At 64.0% G+C, this 19,841-nt stretch carries 19 protein-coding genes; 10 read left to right on the forward strand and 9 right to left on the reverse strand.

Features of this window, described 5'->3' with window-relative positions:
- Positions 1–47: 47 nt before the first annotated feature.
- Complete coding sequence (locus NKI96_RS13410) at positions 48–1,769, forward strand: SulP family inorganic anion transporter (protein ID WP_352804751.1); 1,722 nt, start codon at positions 48–50, stop codon at positions 1,767–1,769.
- Positions 1,770–1,787: 18 nt separating this feature from the next.
- On the opposite strand, the gene NKI96_RS13415 is transcribed toward NKI96_RS13410, so the two are convergent.
- Complete coding sequence (locus tag NKI96_RS13415) at positions 1,788–2,645, reverse strand: SMP-30/gluconolactonase/LRE family protein (RefSeq protein WP_352804753.1); 858 nt, start codon at positions 2,643–2,645, stop codon at positions 1,788–1,790.
- A 115-nt stretch (positions 2,646–2,760) separates the two neighbouring features.
- Here NKI96_RS13415 and NKI96_RS13420 point away from each other — a divergent pair, with 115 nt between their 5' ends.
- Both NKI96_RS13420 and NKI96_RS13425 read left to right on the forward strand, forming a co-directional pair.
- Positions 2,761–3,561 (forward strand): helix-turn-helix domain-containing protein, encoded by an 801-nt coding sequence (locus tag NKI96_RS13420; RefSeq protein WP_352500151.1) that lies wholly within the window; start codon positions 2,761–2,763, stop codon positions 3,559–3,561.
- Positions 3,562–3,677: 116 nt separating this feature from the next.
- Positions 3,678–5,054: an adenylate/guanylate cyclase domain-containing protein gene (locus NKI96_RS13425; RefSeq protein WP_023726772.1), complete on the forward strand. Its 1,377-nt coding sequence runs from the start codon at positions 3,678–3,680 to the stop codon at positions 5,052–5,054.
- A 142-nt stretch (positions 5,055–5,196) separates the two neighbouring features.
- Here the strand turns inward: NKI96_RS13425 and NKI96_RS13430 are convergent, their stop codons facing one another.
- Entirely contained in the window at positions 5,197–5,493 is a 297-nt protein-coding gene (locus tag NKI96_RS13430) for a YciI family protein (RefSeq protein ID WP_352625182.1), read from the reverse strand.
- Positions 5,494–5,557: 64 nt separating this feature from the next.
- Positions 5,558–6,385, reverse strand: coding sequence for an oxidoreductase (locus tag NKI96_RS13435; RefSeq protein WP_352804756.1), 828 nt, complete (start codon positions 6,383–6,385; stop codon positions 5,558–5,560).
- 123 nt (positions 6,386–6,508) lie between these two features.
- Between NKI96_RS13435 and NKI96_RS13440 the strand changes: the two genes are divergently transcribed.
- Positions 6,509–7,099 carry a TetR/AcrR family transcriptional regulator gene (locus NKI96_RS13440; protein WP_023673283.1) on the forward strand — a complete coding sequence of 197 codons (591 nt, stop codon included), beginning with the start codon at positions 6,509–6,511 and terminating at the stop codon, positions 7,097–7,099.
- Between the two features lie 7 nt (positions 7,100–7,106).
- Here NKI96_RS13440 and NKI96_RS13445 read toward each other — a convergent pair whose 3' ends face one another.
- The 3 genes from NKI96_RS13445 to NKI96_RS13455 form a co-directional block, all read right to left on the reverse strand.
- Positions 7,107–7,907 (reverse strand): C40 family peptidase, encoded by an 801-nt coding sequence (locus tag NKI96_RS13445; protein WP_352804758.1) that lies wholly within the window; start codon positions 7,905–7,907, stop codon positions 7,107–7,109.
- A gap of 41 nt (positions 7,908–7,948) precedes the next feature.
- The gene (locus tag NKI96_RS13450; RefSeq protein ID WP_352804760.1) at positions 7,949–8,887 is read right to left on the reverse strand and encodes a CHAD domain-containing protein; all 939 of its coding nucleotides are present in this window, start codon (positions 8,885–8,887) and stop codon (positions 7,949–7,951) included.
- Between the two features lie 86 nt (positions 8,888–8,973).
- Entirely contained in the window at positions 8,974–9,471 is a 498-nt protein-coding gene (locus NKI96_RS13455) for a CYTH domain-containing protein (protein WP_352710550.1), read from the reverse strand.
- 92 nt (positions 9,472–9,563) lie between these two features.
- Between NKI96_RS13455 and NKI96_RS13460 the strand changes: the two genes are divergently transcribed.
- Genes NKI96_RS13460 through NKI96_RS13475 form a run of 4 tightly spaced genes read left to right on the forward strand, consistent with a single transcriptional unit; the run spans position 9,564 to position 13,268 of the window.
- On the forward strand, positions 9,564–10,268 hold the full coding sequence (locus NKI96_RS13460) for a CerR family C-terminal domain-containing protein (protein ID WP_352804763.1): 705 nt from the start codon (positions 9,564–9,566) through the stop codon (positions 10,266–10,268).
- Entirely contained in the window at positions 10,265–11,218 is a 954-nt protein-coding gene (locus tag NKI96_RS13465) for an HlyD family secretion protein (RefSeq protein ID WP_352519083.1), read from the forward strand. The genes NKI96_RS13460 and NKI96_RS13465 overlap by 4 nt, the downstream gene beginning before the upstream one ends.
- Entirely contained in the window at positions 11,215–12,135 is a 921-nt protein-coding gene (locus NKI96_RS13470; RefSeq protein WP_023673289.1) for an ABC transporter ATP-binding protein, read from the forward strand. The genes NKI96_RS13465 and NKI96_RS13470 overlap by 4 nt, the downstream gene beginning before the upstream one ends.
- Complete coding sequence (locus NKI96_RS13475) at positions 12,132–13,268, forward strand: ABC transporter permease (RefSeq protein WP_023681282.1); 1,137 nt, start codon at positions 12,132–12,134, stop codon at positions 13,266–13,268. Before NKI96_RS13470 ends, NKI96_RS13475 begins: the two co-directional genes overlap by 4 nt.
- Positions 13,269–13,272: 4 nt before the next feature.
- Here the strand turns inward: NKI96_RS13475 and NKI96_RS13480 are convergent, their stop codons facing one another.
- The 3 genes from NKI96_RS13480 to NKI96_RS13490 are packed head-to-tail and all read right to left on the reverse strand — an operon-like array spanning position 13,273 to position 15,256.
- Positions 13,273–13,872, reverse strand: coding sequence for a DNA-3-methyladenine glycosylase (locus tag NKI96_RS13480; RefSeq protein ID WP_023726779.1), 600 nt, complete (start codon positions 13,870–13,872; stop codon positions 13,273–13,275).
- Positions 13,873–13,889: 17 nt separating this feature from the next.
- Complete coding sequence (locus tag NKI96_RS13485) at positions 13,890–14,270, reverse strand: nuclear transport factor 2 family protein (RefSeq protein WP_023741341.1); 381 nt, start codon at positions 14,268–14,270, stop codon at positions 13,890–13,892.
- Positions 14,271–14,278: 8 nt separating this feature from the next.
- Entirely contained in the window at positions 14,279–15,256 is a 978-nt protein-coding gene (locus NKI96_RS13490) for a threonine ammonia-lyase (protein ID WP_023673293.1), read from the reverse strand.
- A gap of 193 nt (positions 15,257–15,449) precedes the next feature.
- On the opposite strand from NKI96_RS13490, the gene NKI96_RS13495 reads away from it, so the two are divergent.
- Together NKI96_RS13495 and NKI96_RS13500 are read left to right on the forward strand one after the other, a co-directional pair.
- Complete coding sequence (locus NKI96_RS13495) at positions 15,450–17,471, forward strand: hydantoinase/oxoprolinase N-terminal domain-containing protein (protein ID WP_352804767.1); 2,022 nt, start codon at positions 15,450–15,452, stop codon at positions 17,469–17,471.
- Between the two features lie 124 nt (positions 17,472–17,595).
- The gene (locus NKI96_RS13500) at positions 17,596–19,767 is read left to right on the forward strand and encodes a malate synthase G (RefSeq protein ID WP_023744874.1); all 2,172 of its coding nucleotides are present in this window, start codon (positions 17,596–17,598) and stop codon (positions 19,765–19,767) included.
- The last annotated feature ends 74 nt before the right edge of the window (positions 19,768–19,841 follow it).

The following is a 19,841-nucleotide window of genomic DNA, read 5'->3' on the forward strand; positions in this document are numbered from 1 at the left end:
AGTCCTGCCGACGATCCCGCCGCCTTCACGCAAGCGGAAGGCAGTCCATGGATCAGATCCGGCGGGCAGTGCATCAACCGGCCCAGAAGTCGGCAAAGCCGACATTTTCAGAGCTGTTCACGCCCAAGCTGGTGACGGTCTGGCGCGAAGGTTACCGCCTGCCGCAGTTCAAGGCCGACTTCATGGCCGGGCTGACCGTCGCTATTGTCGCGTTGCCGCTGTCGATGGCGATTGCGATTGCTTCGGGCGTGACGCCGGAGCGCGGCCTGTTCACGGCCATTGTCGGCGGCTTCATCGTCTCGGCGCTCGGCGGCAGCCGCTTCCAGATCGGCGGCCCGGCCGGCGCCTTCATCGTGCTGGTGGCGGCGACGGTGCAGCGCGAAGGCGTCGACGGACTGCTGCTGGCGACGATGATGGCCGGCATCTTCCTGCTCGCCATCGGCTATCTCCGGCTCGGAACCTATATCAAATTCATCCCTTACCCGGTGACGGTCGGCTTCACCGCCGGCATCGCAGTCATCATCTTCTCCGGCCAGATCGTCGAACTGTTCGGGCTGAGGCTTGCCGGGCCGGAGCCCGGGCCGCTGCTGCCGAAGCTGATGGCGATCGGCCACGCGGCCGGCACGCTCAATATCTCGGCAACGCTGGTGGCGGCGCTGACCATCGCCACCATCGTCGGGGTGAAGCGCTGGCGGCCCGGCTGGCCGGGCATGCTGATCGCCGTCGGACTGGCCTCCCTTGTCGTGGCGCTGCTTTCGCTGCCGGCGGAAACGATCGGCACCCGCTATGGCGGCATTCCGGGCAGCCTGCCGTTGCCGGCACTGCCGGCACTCAACCTCGACAAGGCGCTTGCGGTGCTGCCGGATGCGGTGGCTTTTGCGCTGCTCGGCGCCATCGAATCGCTGCTCTCGGCCGTGGTCGCCGATGGCATGACCGGGCGGCGTCACCGTTCCAATTGCGAACTGGTGGCGCAAGGCTTTGCCAACATCGCGTCTGCCCTGTTCGGCGGCATCTGCACCACCGGCACCATCGCCCGCACCGCCACCAATGTGCGGGCCGGCGCGCATGGGCCGGTTTCCGGCATGCTGCATTCGCTTTTTCTGCTGGTCTTCATGCTGGTGGCCGCACCGCTGGCCAGCTACATCCCGCTTGCCGCCCTTGCCGGGGTGCTGGCGGTTGTCTGCTGGAACATGTTCGAGAAGCAGGCCTTCGCCACGTTGCTGCGCGCTTCGCGCGGCGACGCCCTGGTGCTGATGGCAACCTTCCTGATCGTCGTCTTCCGCGATCTCACCGAAGGCATCGTCGTCGGCTTCGCGCTAGGCTCGATCCTGTTCATCGACCGTATGGCCAAGTCGATCGCCGTGGAGGCGGATTTGCCGCTGGTGCAGGACGATGTCGCCGACAGCAGCGGCCGCGCCTACGATGCAAGCGAGGCAAGCGACGCCGACACCGTCGTCTATCGCATCTCCGGCGCCTTCTTCTTCGGCGCCGCCTCTACTGTCGGCACGGTGCTCGACCGCATCGCCGACCAGCGCAAGAACTTCATCCTCGATTGTTCGGCGGTGCCCTTCTTCGATTCCACCGCGGCCAATGTCATCGAGGGCGCGGCGCACAAGGCGAAACGCGCAGGGGTGCGTTTCATCATCGCCGGTGCCTCGCCGCAGACACGGCGCATGCTGATCAACCACGGCGTCAAGCGCCCGCTGGTGACCTTTGCCGCTTCGATCAAGGATGCGCGGGCGCAACTCAAAGCCGCGCCCGTTGGCTGAGCCGGCAAGTGTGCGCCGTCAGTCCAGGCTCAGCACCGCGATCTCGCCCTCGTTCATCAGCGGCACGAAAATCCGCGTGCCGTCTGTGCCGATATCGGCGCTGCCCGGCTTGAACTGCTCTACAGCCTCCGGCGCCTCGCCGACTTTGTACCGATAGAGCGTGCCGGTCATGAAGGCGGTGGCGTAGATGCTGTCGCCGGTGGCGACGACGCCATCGAGGTCGGCAAAGTTTTGTGCGCCAGGCAGCGGCGTCACGGCTTTCGTCGCGAGATCGACCGACAGCAGGCCCCCGGGCGCGGCAGTGCTGAAGTCCGGTTTGATGCCCTTGCCCCAGGACGCCACGATCAGCCGATCGCGATCGGCAAAGATGCCGTTGGGCGCGGCGAGCTTCGCATCCTTCACGAACAGTTCCGGCTTGTCGCCGTCAATGCGGTAGATCGCATCGGCCAGCATGTCGGTGACATAAACCTTGCCCGAACTGTCCGATGTCACGTCGTTGAGGAAAACGGCGCCGGGCACATCGATGGTCGAGATGAGCTTGCCGCTGGCGAGATCGACGATGCGCACCTTGGTGATATCGGCGACGTAGAGCTTGCCGCCGGAGATCGCCGAGCCTTTTGGTGCATCCATGCCGTCGGTCCAGTGCTGGCTAATGATCTTGCCGTCCAGCGACAGCACCGAGAGATAGCCGTTGCCGTCGGCCTCCCCAGGATTGCCGACGATGTTGGAGACGATGATGCGACTGTTGGCGGCGTCGAACAGCGCCGATTCCGGTTGCTCGAAGCCCGAGGCGCGCCAGAGTTCGGCGGCCTCGGCCGCAGGCACGAGCGCGATAGCGAAGGCGGCGAGACAAATAGAGGGGATGAGGGTTTTCATGGCCAGGTCTCCTGTGATGGATGGCGGAGAGCTGGGATTTTCGATACTTTTCCGGAAGGACGATTCGAGCTAGTATCGGAAACCGATACGAAATGGCGCAAAAGAGGTGCATTCCATGAACGGCCTGATCTTCGAGGCGCTGAAGCGGACGCTGAAGGCCAAGGGCGTCACCTATCGTGAGCTTGCCGGGCGGATGGGCGTTTCCGAGCCGACGGTCAAGCGCATCTTCCACGAGCGCAACTGCAAGCTCGACCGTCTCGTCGGGATCTGCGCTGCCGCCGGCGTCGAGCTGGAAAACGTGCTGGGGTCGATGAATCGGGGGCCGGGACCGGTCAACCGCATCGCGCCAGAGGTCGAGCGCAAGCTTGCCGGACGGCCGGCGCTGCTGTTCATCTTCGTCATGCTATCGGAGAAATTCACGCCCGAGGGCGTCATGCGCTCGCAGGGCTTGAGCGAAGCGTCGATGTTCCTCTATCTGCGCGATCTCGAAGCGCTCGGCCTCATTGCGCTGGGCAGCGGGTTGTCGGCACGGCTGCTGGTCGACACACCGATCCAGTGGAATTTCGAAGGGCCGCTCAGGCCGCTGTTCGAGATGACAAACAAGAATTTCATCGGCTGGGCGATCACCCATCTGGAGCGGGAAGCGACCTTCGTCTCATTCTCCAGGCGGATGCGGCCGGAGACGGCGGAGATGGTGAAGCGCGAGGCGGAGGAACTGGCCGAGCGCGCCAAACTGCTCGCCCATCACGACCAGAACACGACGCCGGAAGACGGGCTGACCGGCTACAAATGGACGTTTGCTTTTGGCGCAACCCCGTTTCCGGCGATCATGCCGATCGGCCCGCACCCCAGGGATGCCGGTGCGTCCGACCGGCCCACCGCTCCGGCAAAGGGACGCCGCCCGTTGCCGGCTTGACGCGCCAGCCGCGTTTCAAAAACGAAACCATGATAGAGTTCGCGCGCTGATTTGCCAGACTGTACGGGGCGGGTTTGCCGAATGCGTGACCGTCCCCGCAAAATCGAAGTGATCCTATGCCGACCGCGCCAACACTTGAACTTCGCCGCTATTCGCGCCTGAAAAATTTGCGGGAGCGCGCAGAACGCCAGGGTGCTGCATTGCAGTTCTGGGCGCGCACGGCATCGCTCGCCGTGATCTCCTGCTTCTTTTCATTGATCAGCCGCTGGGATGCCTCGCTGCTCTTCGTGCTGGCGGGCCTCGCGCTGTTCCAACTCGTCGGCCTGATCCAGTTTCGCTTTGCGCGCCGTCGCAACGCGCCATGGTGGATCGGTTACCTCGTCGGTACGCTGGACATCATTCTGTTGACCGTTCTGCTGGTAACGCCCAACCCGTTTTCCCTCGAGGTCGCGCCGGCCGCGATGCAACTGCGCGAGGGCAGCTTCAAATTCCTGCTGATTTTCGTATGCCTTGGCGCGCTGACCCTTTCGACACGATTGGCGCTCTATCTCGGCGCGCTCGCGGCCTTGACGTGGACGATCGGGGTGGGATGGGTGGTTTTTCATGCGGGAACCGTCATTCCGGCAACGAACCTCTATTCGCTGCCGATGACAGAGCGACTGAATCTCTATCTCAACCCCAATTTCGTCGATACGTTCGCGCAGGCGACCAATGTGTTGGTTGTGCTGATTATCGGCGCGATCATGGCGCTGGTCGTCTCCCGTTCCCGGCATCTGTCGGAAGACTATGTCAAGGCAGAGCGCGCCCGCGCCAATCTCGCCCGGCATTTTTCGCCCAATGTCGTCGACCAGCTCGCCTCGGATGACGAGCCCTTCGGTCCGGTCCGCCGGCAGGATATCGCGGTGCTGTTCGCCGACATCGTCGGCTTCACACACTATTCCGAGGATCATCCGGCCGAAGCAGTGTTCGAACTACTGCGTCAGTTCCACCGTCGCATGGAGCAGGTCGTTTTCGACCACCATGGCACCGTCGACAACTATATCGGCGATTGCATCATGGCGACCTTCGGGGTTCCGCAAGCCAGCCATGACGACGCAACCCGGGCCATCCGGTGCGCTGAAGCGATGATCGCCGCTATCGAAGACTGGAATGTCCAGCGGGTGTCCAGAGGATATCCGCCGCTGGACGTTCGGATCGGTGCACAATATGGCGCCGTCGTCCTCGGCGCGGTCGGCAGCGAGCGCAACCTGTCCTTCGCGGTGGTGGGCGACACCGTCAACGTCGCCAGCCGTTTGCAGGCGCTCTGCCGTGAGCTTCAGGCGAATATTTGCTTTGGGTCACGACTGATCGAGGCCGCGAAGGCGGAATCGCCAACGACACGGTTGAATGCGCGCGATCATGGGCCGGTGAGCATCCGCGGCCGGGACGAACCGGTCCATATCTGGGTCGAACACAGAGCCGAAAACCAGGGCGCAATTGCGGTTTCGGCGTGATGCAGGCCGCCATGTGAGACGCCTGCACCTCGGCAGGATGGACGCCAGAAACCTCGACAGGATCGCGCCCGCCAGCGTGCGCAAAGCTGGCCCGTTCGAGAGCGACTTTCGCTGCCGCATCGATGCGGTTTGGTCGAAATGGTTAGCCGTGCGTTTTCAAATGCAGCATCGGATGGTGTTCGTAGTGCCCGGCGCCATTCTTCACGATCGGGTCCTCCGAGGTGATCGCCTCTATGTCCAGATCATCGGCAATCCGATAGAGCGACACCCCATAACCGCCAGCCGGGTCCATCACGGGGCCGTGCGCGACGATAAGCCTCTTTTCAAGCAGGTCATCCAGGAATGCTCCGTGCTGCTTCATCCACTCTTCCTCATCGGTGGTCATCGTTGCCAGAAAGTCGGAACGCGTCGGAATATATTTGCACAAATAGGACTTCATTCGTCGCTCCTCGGCGAAAGGAGGCTCGCCTGCCGGACTGGCCTGGCGATGCCGTGATTTTAGATCAATCGGCCACGCCCATCTGCTTGCGGAAGCTCTTGTCGAACATGTTTTCGGGCACGAAGCGCCGCATGAAGCGAAGACGGCCTGCCGTTTTGCCAGGCGTATAGCGCATGCTCGGCGTCTTTTCGGTGGCTGCCTGTACCACTTTGTCGGCCACGGCTTCCACCGGATCGCCGCTCGCGATTCTGTTGCGCCAGGTCGAATTCATGGCTGAGCGCCCCTGTTCGTAGACGCCGGAAATCCGGTCAGGCTGTTCGGCGTTCTCTTCCAGTCCGGTGCGGGTGAAGGCGGGCTCGACAAGGGAAACCCTGATGCCGAACGTTCGAAGTTCGTGATCGAGCGACTCGGAATATCCTTCGACTGCGTGTTTGGTGGCGGTGTAGAGGGCGGTGAATGGCCCCGGCAGGAAACCGGACACCGAACTGATGTTGATGATCCGGCCCTCGCCCTGTCTGCGCATGATGGGCAGCACTTCATTGGTCATGCGAACGATGCCGAAGACATTTATGTCGAACAGGCTTTGGGCTTGAGCGACCGATGATTCCTCGGCGCCGCCGATCAGGCTGCGGCCCGCATTGTTTACCAGTACGTCGATCCGGCCGGCGAGGGCGACAACTTGCTTGATGGCGTCTCTGGCGGACCCATCATCGGTGACGTCGCAAGGGACCATGTGAATGCCCTGACGCACTTCGTTGGGCGCAGCTCGGCGGCTGGTGCCGAACACGCGATACCCCGCCCGGATGAGCGCAAGTCCGGCCGCATGCCCGATGCCACCCGAAGCGCCGGTGATCAGCGCGATCTTCTCGGCGCGCGACTGAACTTGTGTCATCTCAACTTTCCTGCCTAATGATTATGATCGTAATCATTAGGTGATAATGACCGCCATAATCATTGTCAAGCGCCTCCGCCATGTCTTATATGTCGATCATCATCAATAGGAGAGGATGCGGTCGTGAAGGTGAGCAAGGAGATGGTCGAGTTAAATCGAGAGCGGGTCATCGATACCGCCGCAAAGCTCTTCCGCGAACAAGGGATCGACGGGATCGGCATTGCCGATCTGATGAGCGCGGCCGGGCTTACCCACGGAGGCTTCTACCGACAATTCAAGTCGAAGGACGACCTCATCGTTCAGGCCATGCAGCGGGCCTTCAGTGACATGAGCGCCGATCTATCCGCCCGGCTCGCTTCGACCGATACTCCGTTTGAGACGCTCGTGCGCCACTACATCTCGGACCATCATCGCGACAATCCGGGGCACGGATGCAGCCTCACCGCACTGGCGGCCGATGCCGCCCGGCACGACGATCCAGCGCTTCGATCGTTCTTCGGAAGCATCGTCAGCAATTATGTCGCGTTGATCATTTCACTCCTGCCGGGAAGCGACCCGGCCGCGAAGCGGAGTGCCGCGATCGCATTCCTAGCGGAAATGGTCGGATCGGTGATCCTCTCCCGCGTCGTGCCCGATCCGACGCTTTCCGCTGAGATCATCGACACTGTCTCGAATGATCTCATAGGGCGCCACTCGCCATCGGCGCCGGTTTGAATGGTTGCTATTCGGCGGCCTTCGCCTCAGCGGCCCTATCTTCCCAGGTCACCGCCCGGTAGTCGAAACCATATTCCAGCGTCGGTTTGACGATGCGGAAGAAGGGCGACAGGTCGAAGTCGCGCGGCGTGTAGAGCGAGTGGTGGCGGATGTGCAGGATTTCGCGGCGCGAATAGTTCGACTGCGCCGAGGCGCGGCCGGGCGCGCGGGTGATCTCGGGCAGGATCGGGTAGCGGATCTCGCCATAGGCTTCGGCGATCAGCGTCGAGCAAATGGCGCGCGTCGGATCGCCGGAACCGAAAGCCAGCATGCGGCGGCGCCAGCGCACCGGCACCGGTGGCGTCGGCAGGAAAAAGCGCAGCATGTCGAAGATGTTCTTGAGATCGTATTTCAGGCCGAGCTTGCCGATCATGAAGGCGACGACATGGTCGCGGTCTTCCGGCGCCAGCCCGCTCGCCCGGCAGATACGGGTGTTGTAGGTGCGGTAGCGCGACAGCGGCACGGCGACACAGCCTTCGCCGAGCGTGACTTCGATCAGCCGACGCCGTTCCGATCCGTCCTCCGGTTCGGACAACGCATCGCCGATATAGAAGGCCGCATGCGACCAGGTCGACTGTGTCAGGTATTTAATGGCCGCGGAGATCTTCTGGTTGCCTTCGATGAGCAGGATGTCGCCGGGTTCGAGCGTGCGCCGCAACGTCTCGGCGTCGGACGGCGTGTAGGGCTCATAGCCCGAGGATTCGTCCTGCAGCCGGCCGGCAAGCCAGCGGCCAAGTCGGTCGAGAAGCGTGTCGCGCGGCGCGGTCATGGCAAAGTGTGACTAGCACGAGGTGACGTCCTCGGCCATGATCAACCGACCGGGACCTCTTTCGACAATACCGGGCCGGCGAGGTCGTCGCGCGCATTGCGCGCGAGTTTCTTTGTCGAGCGCTTGGGGCTGTCGCCGAACAGCTCGGCCGCTCCGGCGAGGCAGCTCTTCTTCAGGCTTTTTTCCGAGCGCTTCAAAAGCTTGCCAAGAAGCCTTGTATCCTGCGCATCGCCGAGCGGCTCACCGTCGGCCTCGAGCAACACGCGCATGACGAAGACGTCGTGCAGTTCGCCGAGCCTTTCGCCCAGTTCGTCGACCGCCTTGCGCCGCACCTTGATCGGCGTCGGCCACAGCCGGCCGAGCAGCGACAAATGCATCGAGTGGGTCTTGGCAGCCTTGCGCAGATCGTGGAAATCCTCTGCTTCGCCGCGCGATCCCGCCCGGTCCAGCGCCTTCCTGGCACGGCGCAAGGTCTTGCGAGCGCCTTCCGCAAGCACATCGGCTGCATGCTCAGGCAGATCGGGGAGCAGCAGCCGCTCTATCCTGATGAGGCCTTCCTCGCAGGCGGCGGTGGCCGCGCCTATGGCGGCGTCGAGGCCGGCGCCGGCATGCGTTTCATGCTGGCGGGCAATCAGCCGGTCGCGCACGCTGTCGAGGCCGCCGCCGGCAACCTGCTCGGGAAAGGCGGCTGCCAGCCGGTCGACGGTCTCGACCAGCGCGGTCGCCTCGCGCGGCCCGGCAAGCAGCGCCGCCACCTGACGGTAGCATTGGTTCTCAGTCCGACAGAATGTTTCATTTCCGGAACGGACCAGCCGCAGCAAGGCGCGCGCGCTCTTCAGCCGCTTGCGGCATTTGTGCAATGCCTGCTCCGGCTGGTCGCGCGCGACGGCCAGATGGGCAAGCGCCTTGCCGATCTCCTCGCCAAGGATACGCCTGACCTCGCCGGTCAGCGGCAGGCGCGGATCGATGCGAAAGCTCATGCGGCGATCTCCGGAATCCCCCTAGAGCATGATGCCGAAAAGTGTGAAGCGGTTTTCGGACGACATCATGGTCCATCTCTTTTGATTTAGAGCCGGATTCCGATTTTAGGTCGACCCGACCTAAAATCATCCGGCTCTAGGGCGAGCGACGCGTTGTAAAATCTCTGCTCGCCGGTCACTTCGCGGCCGAGCCAATCAGGCAGCATTTCGTCAGGTACATCCTCCGGCGTCTCCAGTTCGGCCACCACAAGGCCGGCTAGAATCCCGCCGAAAACATCGACTTCGTAGAGATAGCCGCGATGCCTAACATGGTGGCGTGTCTTCTCGATGACATGTCCGACGGCGAAGGCCAGCATCTCCTCTGCGTCCGCCAGTGGAATTTCATATTCGTATTCGTCACGCTCGCGGATCTTGCTGCCGAATTTGAGCGTCAGCTTCGCCGAACTGCCGTCGCTGATGCGCACGCGCACGGTGCGGTCAGGTGCTGCGGCAAGGTAGAACTGGCGAATGCGTATATTCGCCTCGGCCATTTCTAGCCATTCGGCGGTGGAGACCAGGAACTTGCGTTCGACTTCCTTGCCCATGGCCGCGCACTAAAGCGTCTGCGGCCCGACATGGCAAGCGGCCGTAGATAATCAATTTGACTTTAATCAATCGATTGATTAAACACGCCGACATGATCAAATCCGCGCCCGACAAAATGCCCCGCCAGGAGACATCGCCCGCCGAGCAGACGCGCGCCGCACTGGTGCTGGCCGCGCTCAAACTGTTCGGGCGGCAGGGCTTCGACGGCACCTCGACGCGCGAGATCGCGGCGGAGGCGAAGGCCAACATCGGCTCCATCGCCTATCATTTCGGCGGCAAGGAAGGGCTCCGCGGGGCCGCCGCCGACCACATCGTCGAGACTATCCAGGCGGTTGCCGGCCAGGCGCTCGGCGGCATGCAGCTGCAAGGTCAAGCCAGTTCAGAGACGGCGCGGGCGCAGCTCACGACCGCATTGGAGCGGATGGTAGGATTTATCGTCGCCCGGCCGGAGGCGGGCGATATCGTACAATTCGTACTTAGAGAGTTGTCGCATCCGACCGCCGCACTCGACCGCATCTATGACGGGGTGTTCGAACCGACGCATCGCCGCCTCTGCCAGATCTGGGAACAGGCGACGGGCGAGCCGGCCGAAAGCGAGGCCACCAAGCTCGTGGTCTTCACGCTGATCGGCCAGGTCATCTATTTCCGCATCGGTCGCGAAGCAGTGATGCGTCGTATGGGCTGGCGCGAGATCGGCAACACCGAGGCCGCCAAGGTGGTGGCGGCGGTGACAGGCAATCTTGGCGCCATACTGGCGGCCCGCAATCCGGTCGCCCGCAAGGAGGGCAAGCGATGAGTTTTCTCTGTTCCCTGCCGCTCGCGGCCCAGCTGTTCGGCGCCTGCGCGCCGGCAGCGCCGCTTGCCGTCGGCTATGTCGAGGGCGACTATGTCTTGCTGGCGCCGATCGAAGTGGCGCAGGTCGAGACCGTCGCGGTCAAGCGCGGCGACCGTGTTGTATCAGGCACGCAGGTGGTGACGCTGGAAAGCGCCGACGCAAAAATCGCCGTGGCCCAGGCTGAAGCGGCCCTCGCCCAGGCGCAGGCGCAGCTGGCCGACCTGCAGATCGGCAAGCGGCCGGAAGAGATCGCGGTGCTGAAGGCCGAGGTCGACATGGCCAAGGCCCAGGCCACGGATGCCAAGCGCAAATACGACCGCGCCGCCGACCTGTTCAAGCGCGGTGCCGGCACGCAGGCCGACTACGACACCGCCGCCGCGACGCTGGAGACCGCCAATGCGCAGGTCGGCCAGGCGCAGGCCAACCTCGCCGTCGGCGGTCTGCCTGCGCGTCCCGAAACGATCAAGGCGGCAGACAATCAGGTCAAACAGGCACAGTCGGCGTTGGAACAGGCTGAGTGGCGGCTATCGAAGCGCGTGCTGGCGGCACCCTCGCCCGGCCGCATCAATGACGTCATCCGCAATCCCGGCGACACCGCTGGTCCGACCGCGCCTGTCATTTCGATGTTGCCGGACGGTGCGGTGAAGCTCAGCGTCTATGTCCCGGAAAGTGCGTTCTCGTCGATCAAAGTCGGCACGCTGCTTGTCGTCCATTGCGACGGCTGCGGGCCGGAGGTGAAGGCGCGCGTCAGCTATGTCTCGCCCGACCCGGAATTCACCCCGCCGGTGATCTACTCGCTCGAGAACCGGCAGAAGCTGGTCTACCTCGTCGAGGCGCGGCCTGAGGGCAAGGCGCAAGCGCTGCAGCCCGGACAGATCGTCGATGTCGAGCTGGCGGCCTCCGCAAAATGAACGCCATCGACGTTCATGGCCTGGTCAAGCGTTTCGGCGACAAGACTGTCGTCGACCATGTGACGATGACGGTGGCCGAGGGCGAGATCGTCGGCTTTCTCGGGCCCAACGGGTCCGGCAAGACGACGACCATCCGCATCATGTGCGGCCTGCTGACGCCCGACGAGGGCGAAGGTACGGTGCTGGGTTTCAACATCCGCACCGAGTCGCTCCGCATCAAGCGCGAAGTCGGTTACATGACGCAGAAATTCTCGTTCTACGAGGATTTGACGATCGGCGAGAATCTCGAATTCGTGGCGCGGCTCTACCGACTGAAGCCGGTCGAGGAGCATGTGTCGAAAACGCTGGAAGAGCTTGGCCTGACGAGCCGCCGCAACCAGCTCGCCGGCACGCTGTCGGGCGGCTGGAAGCAGCGGCTGGCACTGGCCGCCTGCATCATGCACAAGCCGAAGCTGCTGCTGCTCGACGAGCCGACCGCCGGCGTCGATCCGAAGGCGCGGCGCGAATTCTGGGACGAGATCCACCGGCTGGCGAGCGGCGGTCTGACCGTGCTGGTGTCCACCCACTACATGGACGAGGCCGAGCGCTGCCACCGCATCAGCTACATCTCCTACGGCAAGATGCTGGCCACCGGCACGGTGGACGAGGTGGTGACGAATGCCGGTCTGACCACCTTCGTACTGCAGGGACCGCGCCTCGACCAGGTCGCCGATGCACTCAGGGACCGGCCCGGCGTCGACCAGGTGGCGCCGTTCGGCGCGACGCTGCATGTCGTCGGCTCCGACAAGGCAAAGCTCGAAAAGGCGCTCGCCGATGTCGAGAAGGAGCACAAGGGCGTCAGCGTAAAACCCGGCGAGACCAGCCTCGAGGACGTCTTCATCCAGTTCATGTCCGGCTCGAAGGACAATATGGCATGAACAGCGTCTTCTCCTTCGCCAGGCTCGGTGCGCTGCTGATCAAGGAATTCATCCAGATGCGGCGCGACCGCATCACCTTCGCCATGATGCTGGGCGTGCCGCTTTTGCAGCTGGTGCTGTTCGGCTACGCCATCAACAACGATCCCAAAAGCCTGCCTGCCGCACTGGTGGCGACCAGCAACGACCCCTACACCCGCGCCATTGTCGCGGCCCTGCAGACGACCGGCTACTACCGCTTCGACCATGTTGCGCAAAGTGCCGAGGCTGCCGAATTCCTGATGGCGCGCGGCGATGTCGCCTTCGTCGTCACCATCCCGGCCGATTTCGGCCGCCGGGTGGAGCGCGGCGACAATCCGCAGATACTCATCGAGGCCGACGCCACCGACCCGGCCGCCGCCAGCGGCGCCATCTCGACGCTAAGCAAAGTGGCCAGCCAGGCGCTGCTTCGGGCGCAAGGCATGCAGGAGGCGGCGAGTGAGGCCGCCAGGGGCCAGCTCGATGTGGTGGTGCACCAGCGCTACAATCCGGAAGGCATCTCGCAATACAACATCGTGCCCGGCCTGCTCGGCGTCATCCTGCAGATGACCCTGGTGATGATGACCTCGATCGCGCTGACCCGCGAGACCGAGCGCGGCACGATGGAAAACCTGCTCGCCATGCCGTCCAGCCCGTTCGAGATCATGCTGGGCAAGGTGCTGCCCTATCTTGTGGTCGGTGGCGTCCAGGTGGTGGTGGTGCTGGCGGCGTCCAAGCTTCTGTTCGCCATTCCTTTCACCGGCTCGATGTCGCTGCTGCTTACCGCCGTGCTGGTGTTCGTGCTGGCGCTGGTGCTGCTTGGCTACACCATCTCGACCATCGCCCGCACGCAGATGCAGGCGCTGCAGCTGACCTTCTTCTTCTTCCTGCCGTCGATCCTGCTGTCCGGCTTCATGTTCCCCTATCGCGGCATGCCGGGCTGGGCGCAGACCTTCGGCGAGATTTTTCCGCTGACGCATTTTCTGCGCATCACCCGCGCGGTGATGCTGAAGGGCGCTGAACTGCCGGCGGTTGCGGGCGAGATCGCCTGGCTGGTCGGGTTCGTGGCCCTGTTTGCCGGCGTCGCATTGGTGCGGTTCAGGCGCACGCTCGACTGAGCGTTCAGGAATTGAGCGATCGTGGACCGCTGACGAACGGACTGCCCCTCACATAGAACCGCAGCGGGCGGTCCGCATCCTTCGTGATGCCGATGCGGATGCCTTGGCCGATGTCGCCGGGCTCGTGCTCGTCGGCTGCCAGCCATAGCGGTCCTTGGCGGCAAAGATCGAGGCCGTCCAGCGAACGGTCGATCCGCAATGCCTGTGCGAGCCGTCCCGGCCCGCGCGCCACGTCGCGCAGGCGTTCGACGCCCCGGTTCTGCCGCATGATGGCAATGCCTTCGAGCGGTTCGAGCGCCCGGATCAGCACACCGGTGCCGGTCCCTGGCCCCTCGCTCGAAACATTGAGCATCCAGGAGACGCCATAGGCGAGATAGACATAGGCGTGCCCGGCCTCAAGAAACATCGAACGGTTGCGCGGCGTCATCCCGCGATAGCCGTGACCGGCGGCGTCGCCGGTGACATAGGCCTCGGTCTCGACGATACGGCCGCCGACGATGCCTTCCGGCAATTCCCGCACCACGAGCTTGCCGATGAGATAGCGGGCGAGATCGGCCGTATCATCAGGCAGTTCGGCACGATCGAGCGGATGGTGGCTGGTCATGCTACCGCCGCCGTGTTTCAAGGTATCCGTTCGACCCATTGCGCGCGCGACTGCCCCGGCTCGAACGGATCGCCGAAATACTGGGTCTCGCGAACCACCTTGCCATCGACGAACTCCATGATGCTCACCGTATAGGACGGAATCCCGTCATAGGTCAGGACATACTCGGTGATCCAGAGGTCGCCTGACCCGGTGATCCGCCGCACGGCAAAGCGCTTCCGGTTGGGCTGGGCGGCGCGCGACGGCTGGATGTTGTGCCGTCCGCTGATGCGCTCGCCTGACTGCGGATAGTCAAGCACCGCGTCGTCGCGATAAATCTGATGCTCCGTCTCGAAATCATTGGCATCGGAGGCAGCCCAATGGCGATCGAGAGCCGCCCTTATCTCAGCGTCTGCCATATCGGTTCTCAGGCCGCGGCCATGATCTCGGCGTAGGTGGTGAAATCGACATTGCCGCCTGACAGCACGACGGCGACGCATTTGCCCGACAGTTCGATCTCGCCTGACGAGAGCGCCGCCAGCGCCACGCAGCCGCCGGGTTCGACCACCAGCTTGAGATGGGCCATGGCGTCGCGCACCGCCTGTGCGGCCGCCTTGTCGGAGACGGCGATGGCGCCGGCGAGGTTCTTGCGGTTGATCTCGAAGGTGATCGCGCCGGGCTCTGCGGTGAGGATCGCATCGCAGATCGAACTGTGGCCGGGCTCGTTGGAAACCCTTTTTCCTTCGATCAGCGAGCGGCGGGTGTCGTCGAAATGCTCGGGCTCGACGGCCCAGACTGCCGTGGCCGGCGAGGCATCCTTGACGGCGATCGAAATGCCGCTCGTCAGGCCGCCGCCGCCACAGGGAATGACGACCGCGTCGAGGCTGACGCCGAGCGCTTTTGCCTGGCGCATCAGTTCGAGACCGATCGTGCCCTGGCCGGCGATGATGGCCGGATCGTCGAAAGGAGGCACCAGCACCATGCCCTTGTCCATGTAGGGTCGCACCACCGTCATGCGGTCGTCGCGAAAGCGGTCGAACGGCACCACTTCGGCGCCCATCTTGCGGACATTGGCGATCTTCATCGCCGGCGCGTCGGCCGGCATGGCAATGACCGCCTTGACGCCGAACATGGCAGCCGCCGCGGCGACGCCCTGAGCATGGTTGCCGGAGGAGAAGGCGACGACGCCGCGGCTGCGCTCTTCTTCGCTCAGCGAAGACAGTTTGTTGTAGGCGCCGCGGAACTTGAACGAGCCGGTGCGCTGCAGCGTCTCCGGCTTGAACAGGATGCGGCCGCCGAAGCGCTTGTTGAGTTCCAGCGATTCGATCAAGGTCGTTTCGGCGATCAGGCCGGAGAGCCGCGCGGCGGCGGCATGGATGTCGGCGATGCCGGGAAGCGTGGTCATGGCGAAGTCCTGAAAGCGATGAGTTCGGAGCATGGTGCACGCAAAGGCAGGCCACGCACCAATGAAAAAATGTGACCGTTACAAAGTTTGGCGGGCATGAGCGGCGACGAGGTCAAACTGGCCCACCTCTCCCGCCTTTATCCGCCGGGCCGTATCGGCTAAGGGCGGGGAGCAGAATTCCGGACCGCCAGAAATGACCGCCAAGCCAAAACCCCTGTTCCTCGGTATTGACACCGGTGGCACCTATACCGATGCCGTGCTGTGGTCGGAACAAGGCGGGCCAAAAGGCAATGTGCTGGCCAAGGCCAAGGCGCTGACGACGCGGCACGATCTTGCCGTCGGCATTTCCGGCGCGGTCGATGCGGTGCTGGAAAAATCGGCCACTGATCCGGCCGCCATCAAACTCGTGTCGATGTCGACGACGCTCGCCACCAATGCGCTGGTCGAGGGCCAGGGTGGGCGTGTGGCGCTCATCATGATCGGCTTTACCGGGGCCGACCTTGCGCGCGACGGGCTGAAGACCGCGCTCGGCACCGATCCGGTGGTGTTTTGTCCGGGCGGCCATGACGTGCACGGCAATGCGGCCAAGCTCGATCTGTCGGATCTGGAAGCGGCGATCCCTGAACTCGGCGCCTCGGTGTCGGGCTTTGCCGTCTGCGCCTATTTCGCCACCCGCAACCCGGCGCATGAACTCGCCGCGCGCGACTTCATCCGCGAAAAGACCGGCCTGCCGGTCACCGCCAGCCACGAATTGTCGGCCAAGCTCGGCGGCCCGCGCCGCGCGCTCACCACCTTGCTCAACGCCAGGCTGATCTCGATGATCGACCGGCTGGTGGCGGCAACCGAAGGATTTTTGGAAGCCCGCAACATCGCAGCGCCCCTGATGGTGGTGCGCGGCGATGGCGCGCTGGTTTCGGCGGCGTTTGCCCGCCAGCGGCCGATCGAGACCATCCTCTCCGGCCCGGCCGCCAGCCTGGTCGGCGCCCGCCACATGACGGGCCTGGACAACGCCATGGTGTCCGACATTGGCGGCACCACCACCGATGTCGCCGTGCTCGACGGCGGCCGTCCTCGGCTCGATCCCGAAGGCGCCACTGTCGGCGGCTTCCGCACCATGGTCGAGGCGGTCGCCATGCGCACCTTCGGCCTCGGCGGCGATTCCGAAGTGGCGCTGGAAGATGGCGCGCTCAACCCGAAAATCCTGCTCGGGCCGCGCCGCCTGGTGCCAATGGCGCTGGCCGGCATGATGCATGGTGTTTCCGTGACATCGGAGCTCGAGCGCCAGCTCAGGGCGCCCAACCCCGGCCGCATGGACGGCCGCTTTGCGTTGCGCACCGGCGTGCCGGACAGGCTCGCCGCCGGCCTGACCGCGCCCGAGGCGAAACTGTATGAACTGATTGGTGCCGTGCCGCTCGCCATCGACAGGCTGCTCACCTCGAACGCCCAGAACGCCACGCTGAACCGGCTGGTCTCGCGCGGTCTTGTGCATATCTCGGGCTTCACCCCCTCGGACGCCGCCCATGTGCTCGGCAAGCAGGCCAACTGGGACCCGCTTGCGGCCCGGCTCGCCGCCGAACTGTTTGCCCGCAAGCGTGATGGGCGAGGCCAGTACATCGCGCCGTCTCCGGAGGTGATTTCCGAACGCGTGCTACTGACGCTCACGCGCTGGTCGGCCGAATACATTCTGGAGACAGCCTTTGCCGAGGATGGGCTGGATGGCGCCGCCACCGTCGCGCATGCGCTGGTGCAGCGCGCCGTCGATTCCCATCCCGGCATCGCAAGGCTCAGCGTCGCGCTCGATCGTCCGGTCATTGGCCTCGGCGCCTCGGCGCCGCTGCACTATGCCGGCTTGGCCGAGCTGGTCGGTAATGAGTGCGTGGTGCCGGAGGATACCGATGTCGCCAACGCGCTCGGCGCCGTCGTCGGCCAGGTCCGCGTCTCCGCCGAAGCCCGCGTCAGCCAGCCTAAGGAAGGTTTGTTTCGTTTGGCGTCGGGGCAAACGGTGCGCGACTTCACGGACGAGGCCGAGGCGATCGCGGCAGCGGAGGCTGATGTGCGGGCGATCGTAGCCGCGCGCGCGAAGGATGCCGGCACGGATAATGCCGAGATCGACGTTTCGACCGAGTTCAAGGTGTCTACGGTTGAGGCCCAACGGATGTTTATCGAAGCGCATGTGGTGGCGGTTGCATCGGGTCGGCCGAGGATTGCGGTTTAGGGTAATCTCCCCCACGAGGGGGGAGATCCGCAGCTTCAAAATCCCCGGCTTCACCCTAAGCTGAATTGACCCTTCACCCCTGACATGCCAAAGGCCGCAAAGCCTTTCATCTGGAGAAGCCCTGATGACCGATCGCGTCGAGATCGCCGGATTGCGGATTGCCCGCGAACTGCATGACTTTGTCGGCGAAGCGCTGCCGGGTACCGGTATTGCCGCGGACGTTTTCTGGAACGGCTTTTCGGCCATCGTGCATGATCTGGCGCCGAAGAACCGAGCGCTGTTGGCCAAACGCGACGCCATGCAGGAACAGATCGACGCCTGGCACCGCGCCAATGGCGCGCCCATCGATATGGAGGCCTACAAAAGCTTCTTGCGTGAGATCGGCTATCTCGTGCCCGAAGGGCCGGCCTTCTCCGTGTCGACCGACAATGTCGACCCCGAGATCGCCAGCGTTGCCGGGCCGCAGCTGGTGGTGCCGGTGATGAATGCGCGTTATGCGATCAACGCCGCCAATGCTCGCTGGGGCTCGCTCTACGATGCGCTCTACGGCACCGACGCCATTGCCGAGACCGGTGGCGCCGAGAAGGGCAAAAGCTTCAACCCCGTGCGCGGTGCCAAGGTGGTTGCCTGGGCGAAGAGTTTTCTAGACGAGTCCGTGCCGCTCACCTCGGGCAAATGGGCCGGCGTGAACGGGCTGACGGTTTCGGGTGGCACCTTGCGGCTCGGCGCCGGCGCCGGCGGCACCACGCTGGCCAACCCGAAACAATTTGCCGGCTATCGCGGCGACGGCGCCAACCCGGAAGCCATCCTGCTGGTACAGAACGGCCTGCACATCGAGATCCTCATCGACCGCACCAACCAGATCGGCCGCACCGACCCGGCCGGCATTGCCGACGTGATCCTGGAATCGGCGCTGACCACCATCCAGGACTGCGAGGATTCGGTCGCGGCGGTGGATGCCGAGGACAAGGTCATCGTCTACCGCAACTGGCTCGGCCTGATGAAGGGCGATCTGGCGGAGGAAATCAGCAAGGGCGGCAAAACCTTCACGCGCAAGCTCAATCCGGACCGCGCCTGGACCGCGCCCAGTGGTGGCGCGCTGAGCTTGCCCGGCCGCTCGCTGATGCTGGTGAGAAACGTCGGGCACCTGATGACCAATCCGGCCATCCTCGACCGCGATGGCAACGAGGTGCCGGAAGGCATCATGGATGCGGCGCTGACGGCGCTGATCGCGCTGCACGATGTCGGCGCCAACGGGCGTCGGATGAATTCCCGCGCGGGCTCGATGTATGTGGTGAAGCCGAAGATGCATGGGCCGGAGGAAGTCGCCTTCGCAGTCGAGATTTTCGACCGCGTCGAAGCGCTGCTCGGTATGGCGGCAAACACCATCAAGATGGGCATCATGGACGAGGAGCGGCGCACCACCGTCAACCTCAAGGAGGCGATCCGCGCCGCGAAGGAACGCGTCGTGTTCATCAACACCGGCTTCCTCGACCGCACAGGCGACGAGATCCACACCTCGATGGAAGCCGGGCCGATGATCCGCAAGGACGACATGAAGCAGGCCGCCTGGATTTCCGCCTATGAGGCGTGGAATGTCGACACCGGGCTGGAATGCGGTCTGGCCGGCCACGCCCAGATCGGCAAGGGCATGTGGGCGATGCCGGATCTGATGGCGGCGATGCTGGAACAGAAGATCGCGCATCCCAAGGCCGGCGCCAACACCGCCTGGGTGCCGTCGCCGACGGCGGCGACGTTGCACGCCACGCACTATCACAAGGTCGATGTCCATGCCGTCCAGGCGGCGCTCAAGAGCCGGCCGAAGGCGAAGCTCGATGATATATTGTCGGTGCCGGTGGCGGTGCGGCCGAACTGGACCCCCGACGAGATCCAGCGCGAACTCGACAACAATGCGCAAGGTATTCTTGGCTATGTCGTGCGCTGGATCGACCAGGGCGTCGGCTGCTCGAAAGTGCCCGACATCAACGATGTCGGCCTGATGGAAGACCGCGCCACGCTGCGCATCTCCTCGCAGCACATCGCCAACTGGCTGCACCACAAGGTGTGCTCGCAGATCCAGGTGATGGATTCGCTGCGGCGCATGGCAGCGATCGTCGACCTCCAAAATGTCGGCGACCCGCTCTACCGCCCGATGGCCACCGATTTCGACAATTCCATCGCCTTCCACGCCGCCTGCGACCTGGTGTTTAGAGGCCGCGAACAGCCGAATGGCTATACGGAACCGGTGCTGCACGCACGGCGGCTGGAGCTGAAGGCGAAAGAGCGGGCGAATTAGCGCCTGCATTTCCCTCCCCCTTGAGGGGAGGGTGGCCCGAAGGGCCGGGTGGGGTCCTGCGTGAAGTGCGGCGA

It is taken from the genome of Mesorhizobium sp. M0292, assembly GCF_040321695.1.
In the GTDB taxonomy this organism is placed as follows: Bacteria; Pseudomonadota; Alphaproteobacteria; order Rhizobiales; family Rhizobiaceae; genus Mesorhizobium.

Coding starts and splice junctions, on each gene's coding strand:
- NKI96_RS13410 (WP_352804751.1), top strand. CDS start 48: ATGGATCAGATCCGGCGGGCAGTGCATCAACCGGCCCAGAAGTCGGCA.
- NKI96_RS13415 (WP_352804753.1), bottom strand. CDS start 2,645: ATGAAAACCCTCATCCCCTCTATTTGTCTCGCCGCCTTCGCTATCGCG.
- NKI96_RS13420 (WP_352500151.1), top strand. CDS start 2,761: ATGAACGGCCTGATCTTCGAGGCGCTGAAGCGGACGCTGAAGGCCAAG.
- NKI96_RS13425 (WP_023726772.1), top strand. CDS start 3,678: ATGCCGACCGCGCCAACACTTGAACTTCGCCGCTATTCGCGCCTGAAA.
- NKI96_RS13430 (WP_352625182.1), bottom strand. CDS start 5,493: ATGAAGTCCTATTTGTGCAAATATATTCCGACGCGTTCCGACTTTCTG.
- NKI96_RS13435 (WP_352804756.1), bottom strand. CDS start 6,385: ATGACACAAGTTCAGTCGCGCGCCGAGAAGATCGCGCTGATCACCGGC.
- NKI96_RS13445 (WP_352804758.1), bottom strand. CDS start 7,907: ATGACCGCGCCGCGCGACACGCTTCTCGACCGACTTGGCCGCTGGCTT.
- NKI96_RS13450 (WP_352804760.1), bottom strand. CDS start 8,887: ATGAGCTTTCGCATCGATCCGCGCCTGCCGCTGACCGGCGAGGTCAGG.
- NKI96_RS13455 (WP_352710550.1), bottom strand. CDS start 9,471: ATGGGCAAGGAAGTCGAACGCAAGTTCCTGGTCTCCACCGCCGAATGG.
- NKI96_RS13460 (WP_352804763.1), top strand. CDS start 9,564: ATGATCAAATCCGCGCCCGACAAAATGCCCCGCCAGGAGACATCGCCC.
- NKI96_RS13465 (WP_352519083.1), top strand. CDS start 10,265: ATGAGTTTTCTCTGTTCCCTGCCGCTCGCGGCCCAGCTGTTCGGCGCC.
- NKI96_RS13470 (WP_023673289.1), top strand. CDS start 11,215: ATGAACGCCATCGACGTTCATGGCCTGGTCAAGCGTTTCGGCGACAAG.
- NKI96_RS13475 (WP_023681282.1), top strand. CDS start 12,132: ATGAACAGCGTCTTCTCCTTCGCCAGGCTCGGTGCGCTGCTGATCAAG.
- NKI96_RS13480 (WP_023726779.1), bottom strand. CDS start 13,872: ATGACCAGCCACCATCCGCTCGATCGTGCCGAACTGCCTGATGATACG.
- NKI96_RS13485 (WP_023741341.1), bottom strand. CDS start 14,270: ATGGCAGACGCTGAGATAAGGGCGGCTCTCGATCGCCATTGGGCTGCC.
- NKI96_RS13490 (WP_023673293.1), bottom strand. CDS start 15,256: ATGACCACGCTTCCCGGCATCGCCGACATCCATGCCGCCGCCGCGCGG.
- NKI96_RS13495 (WP_352804767.1), top strand. CDS start 15,450: ATGACCGCCAAGCCAAAACCCCTGTTCCTCGGTATTGACACCGGTGGC.
- NKI96_RS13500 (WP_023744874.1), top strand. CDS start 17,596: ATGACCGATCGCGTCGAGATCGCCGGATTGCGGATTGCCCGCGAACTG.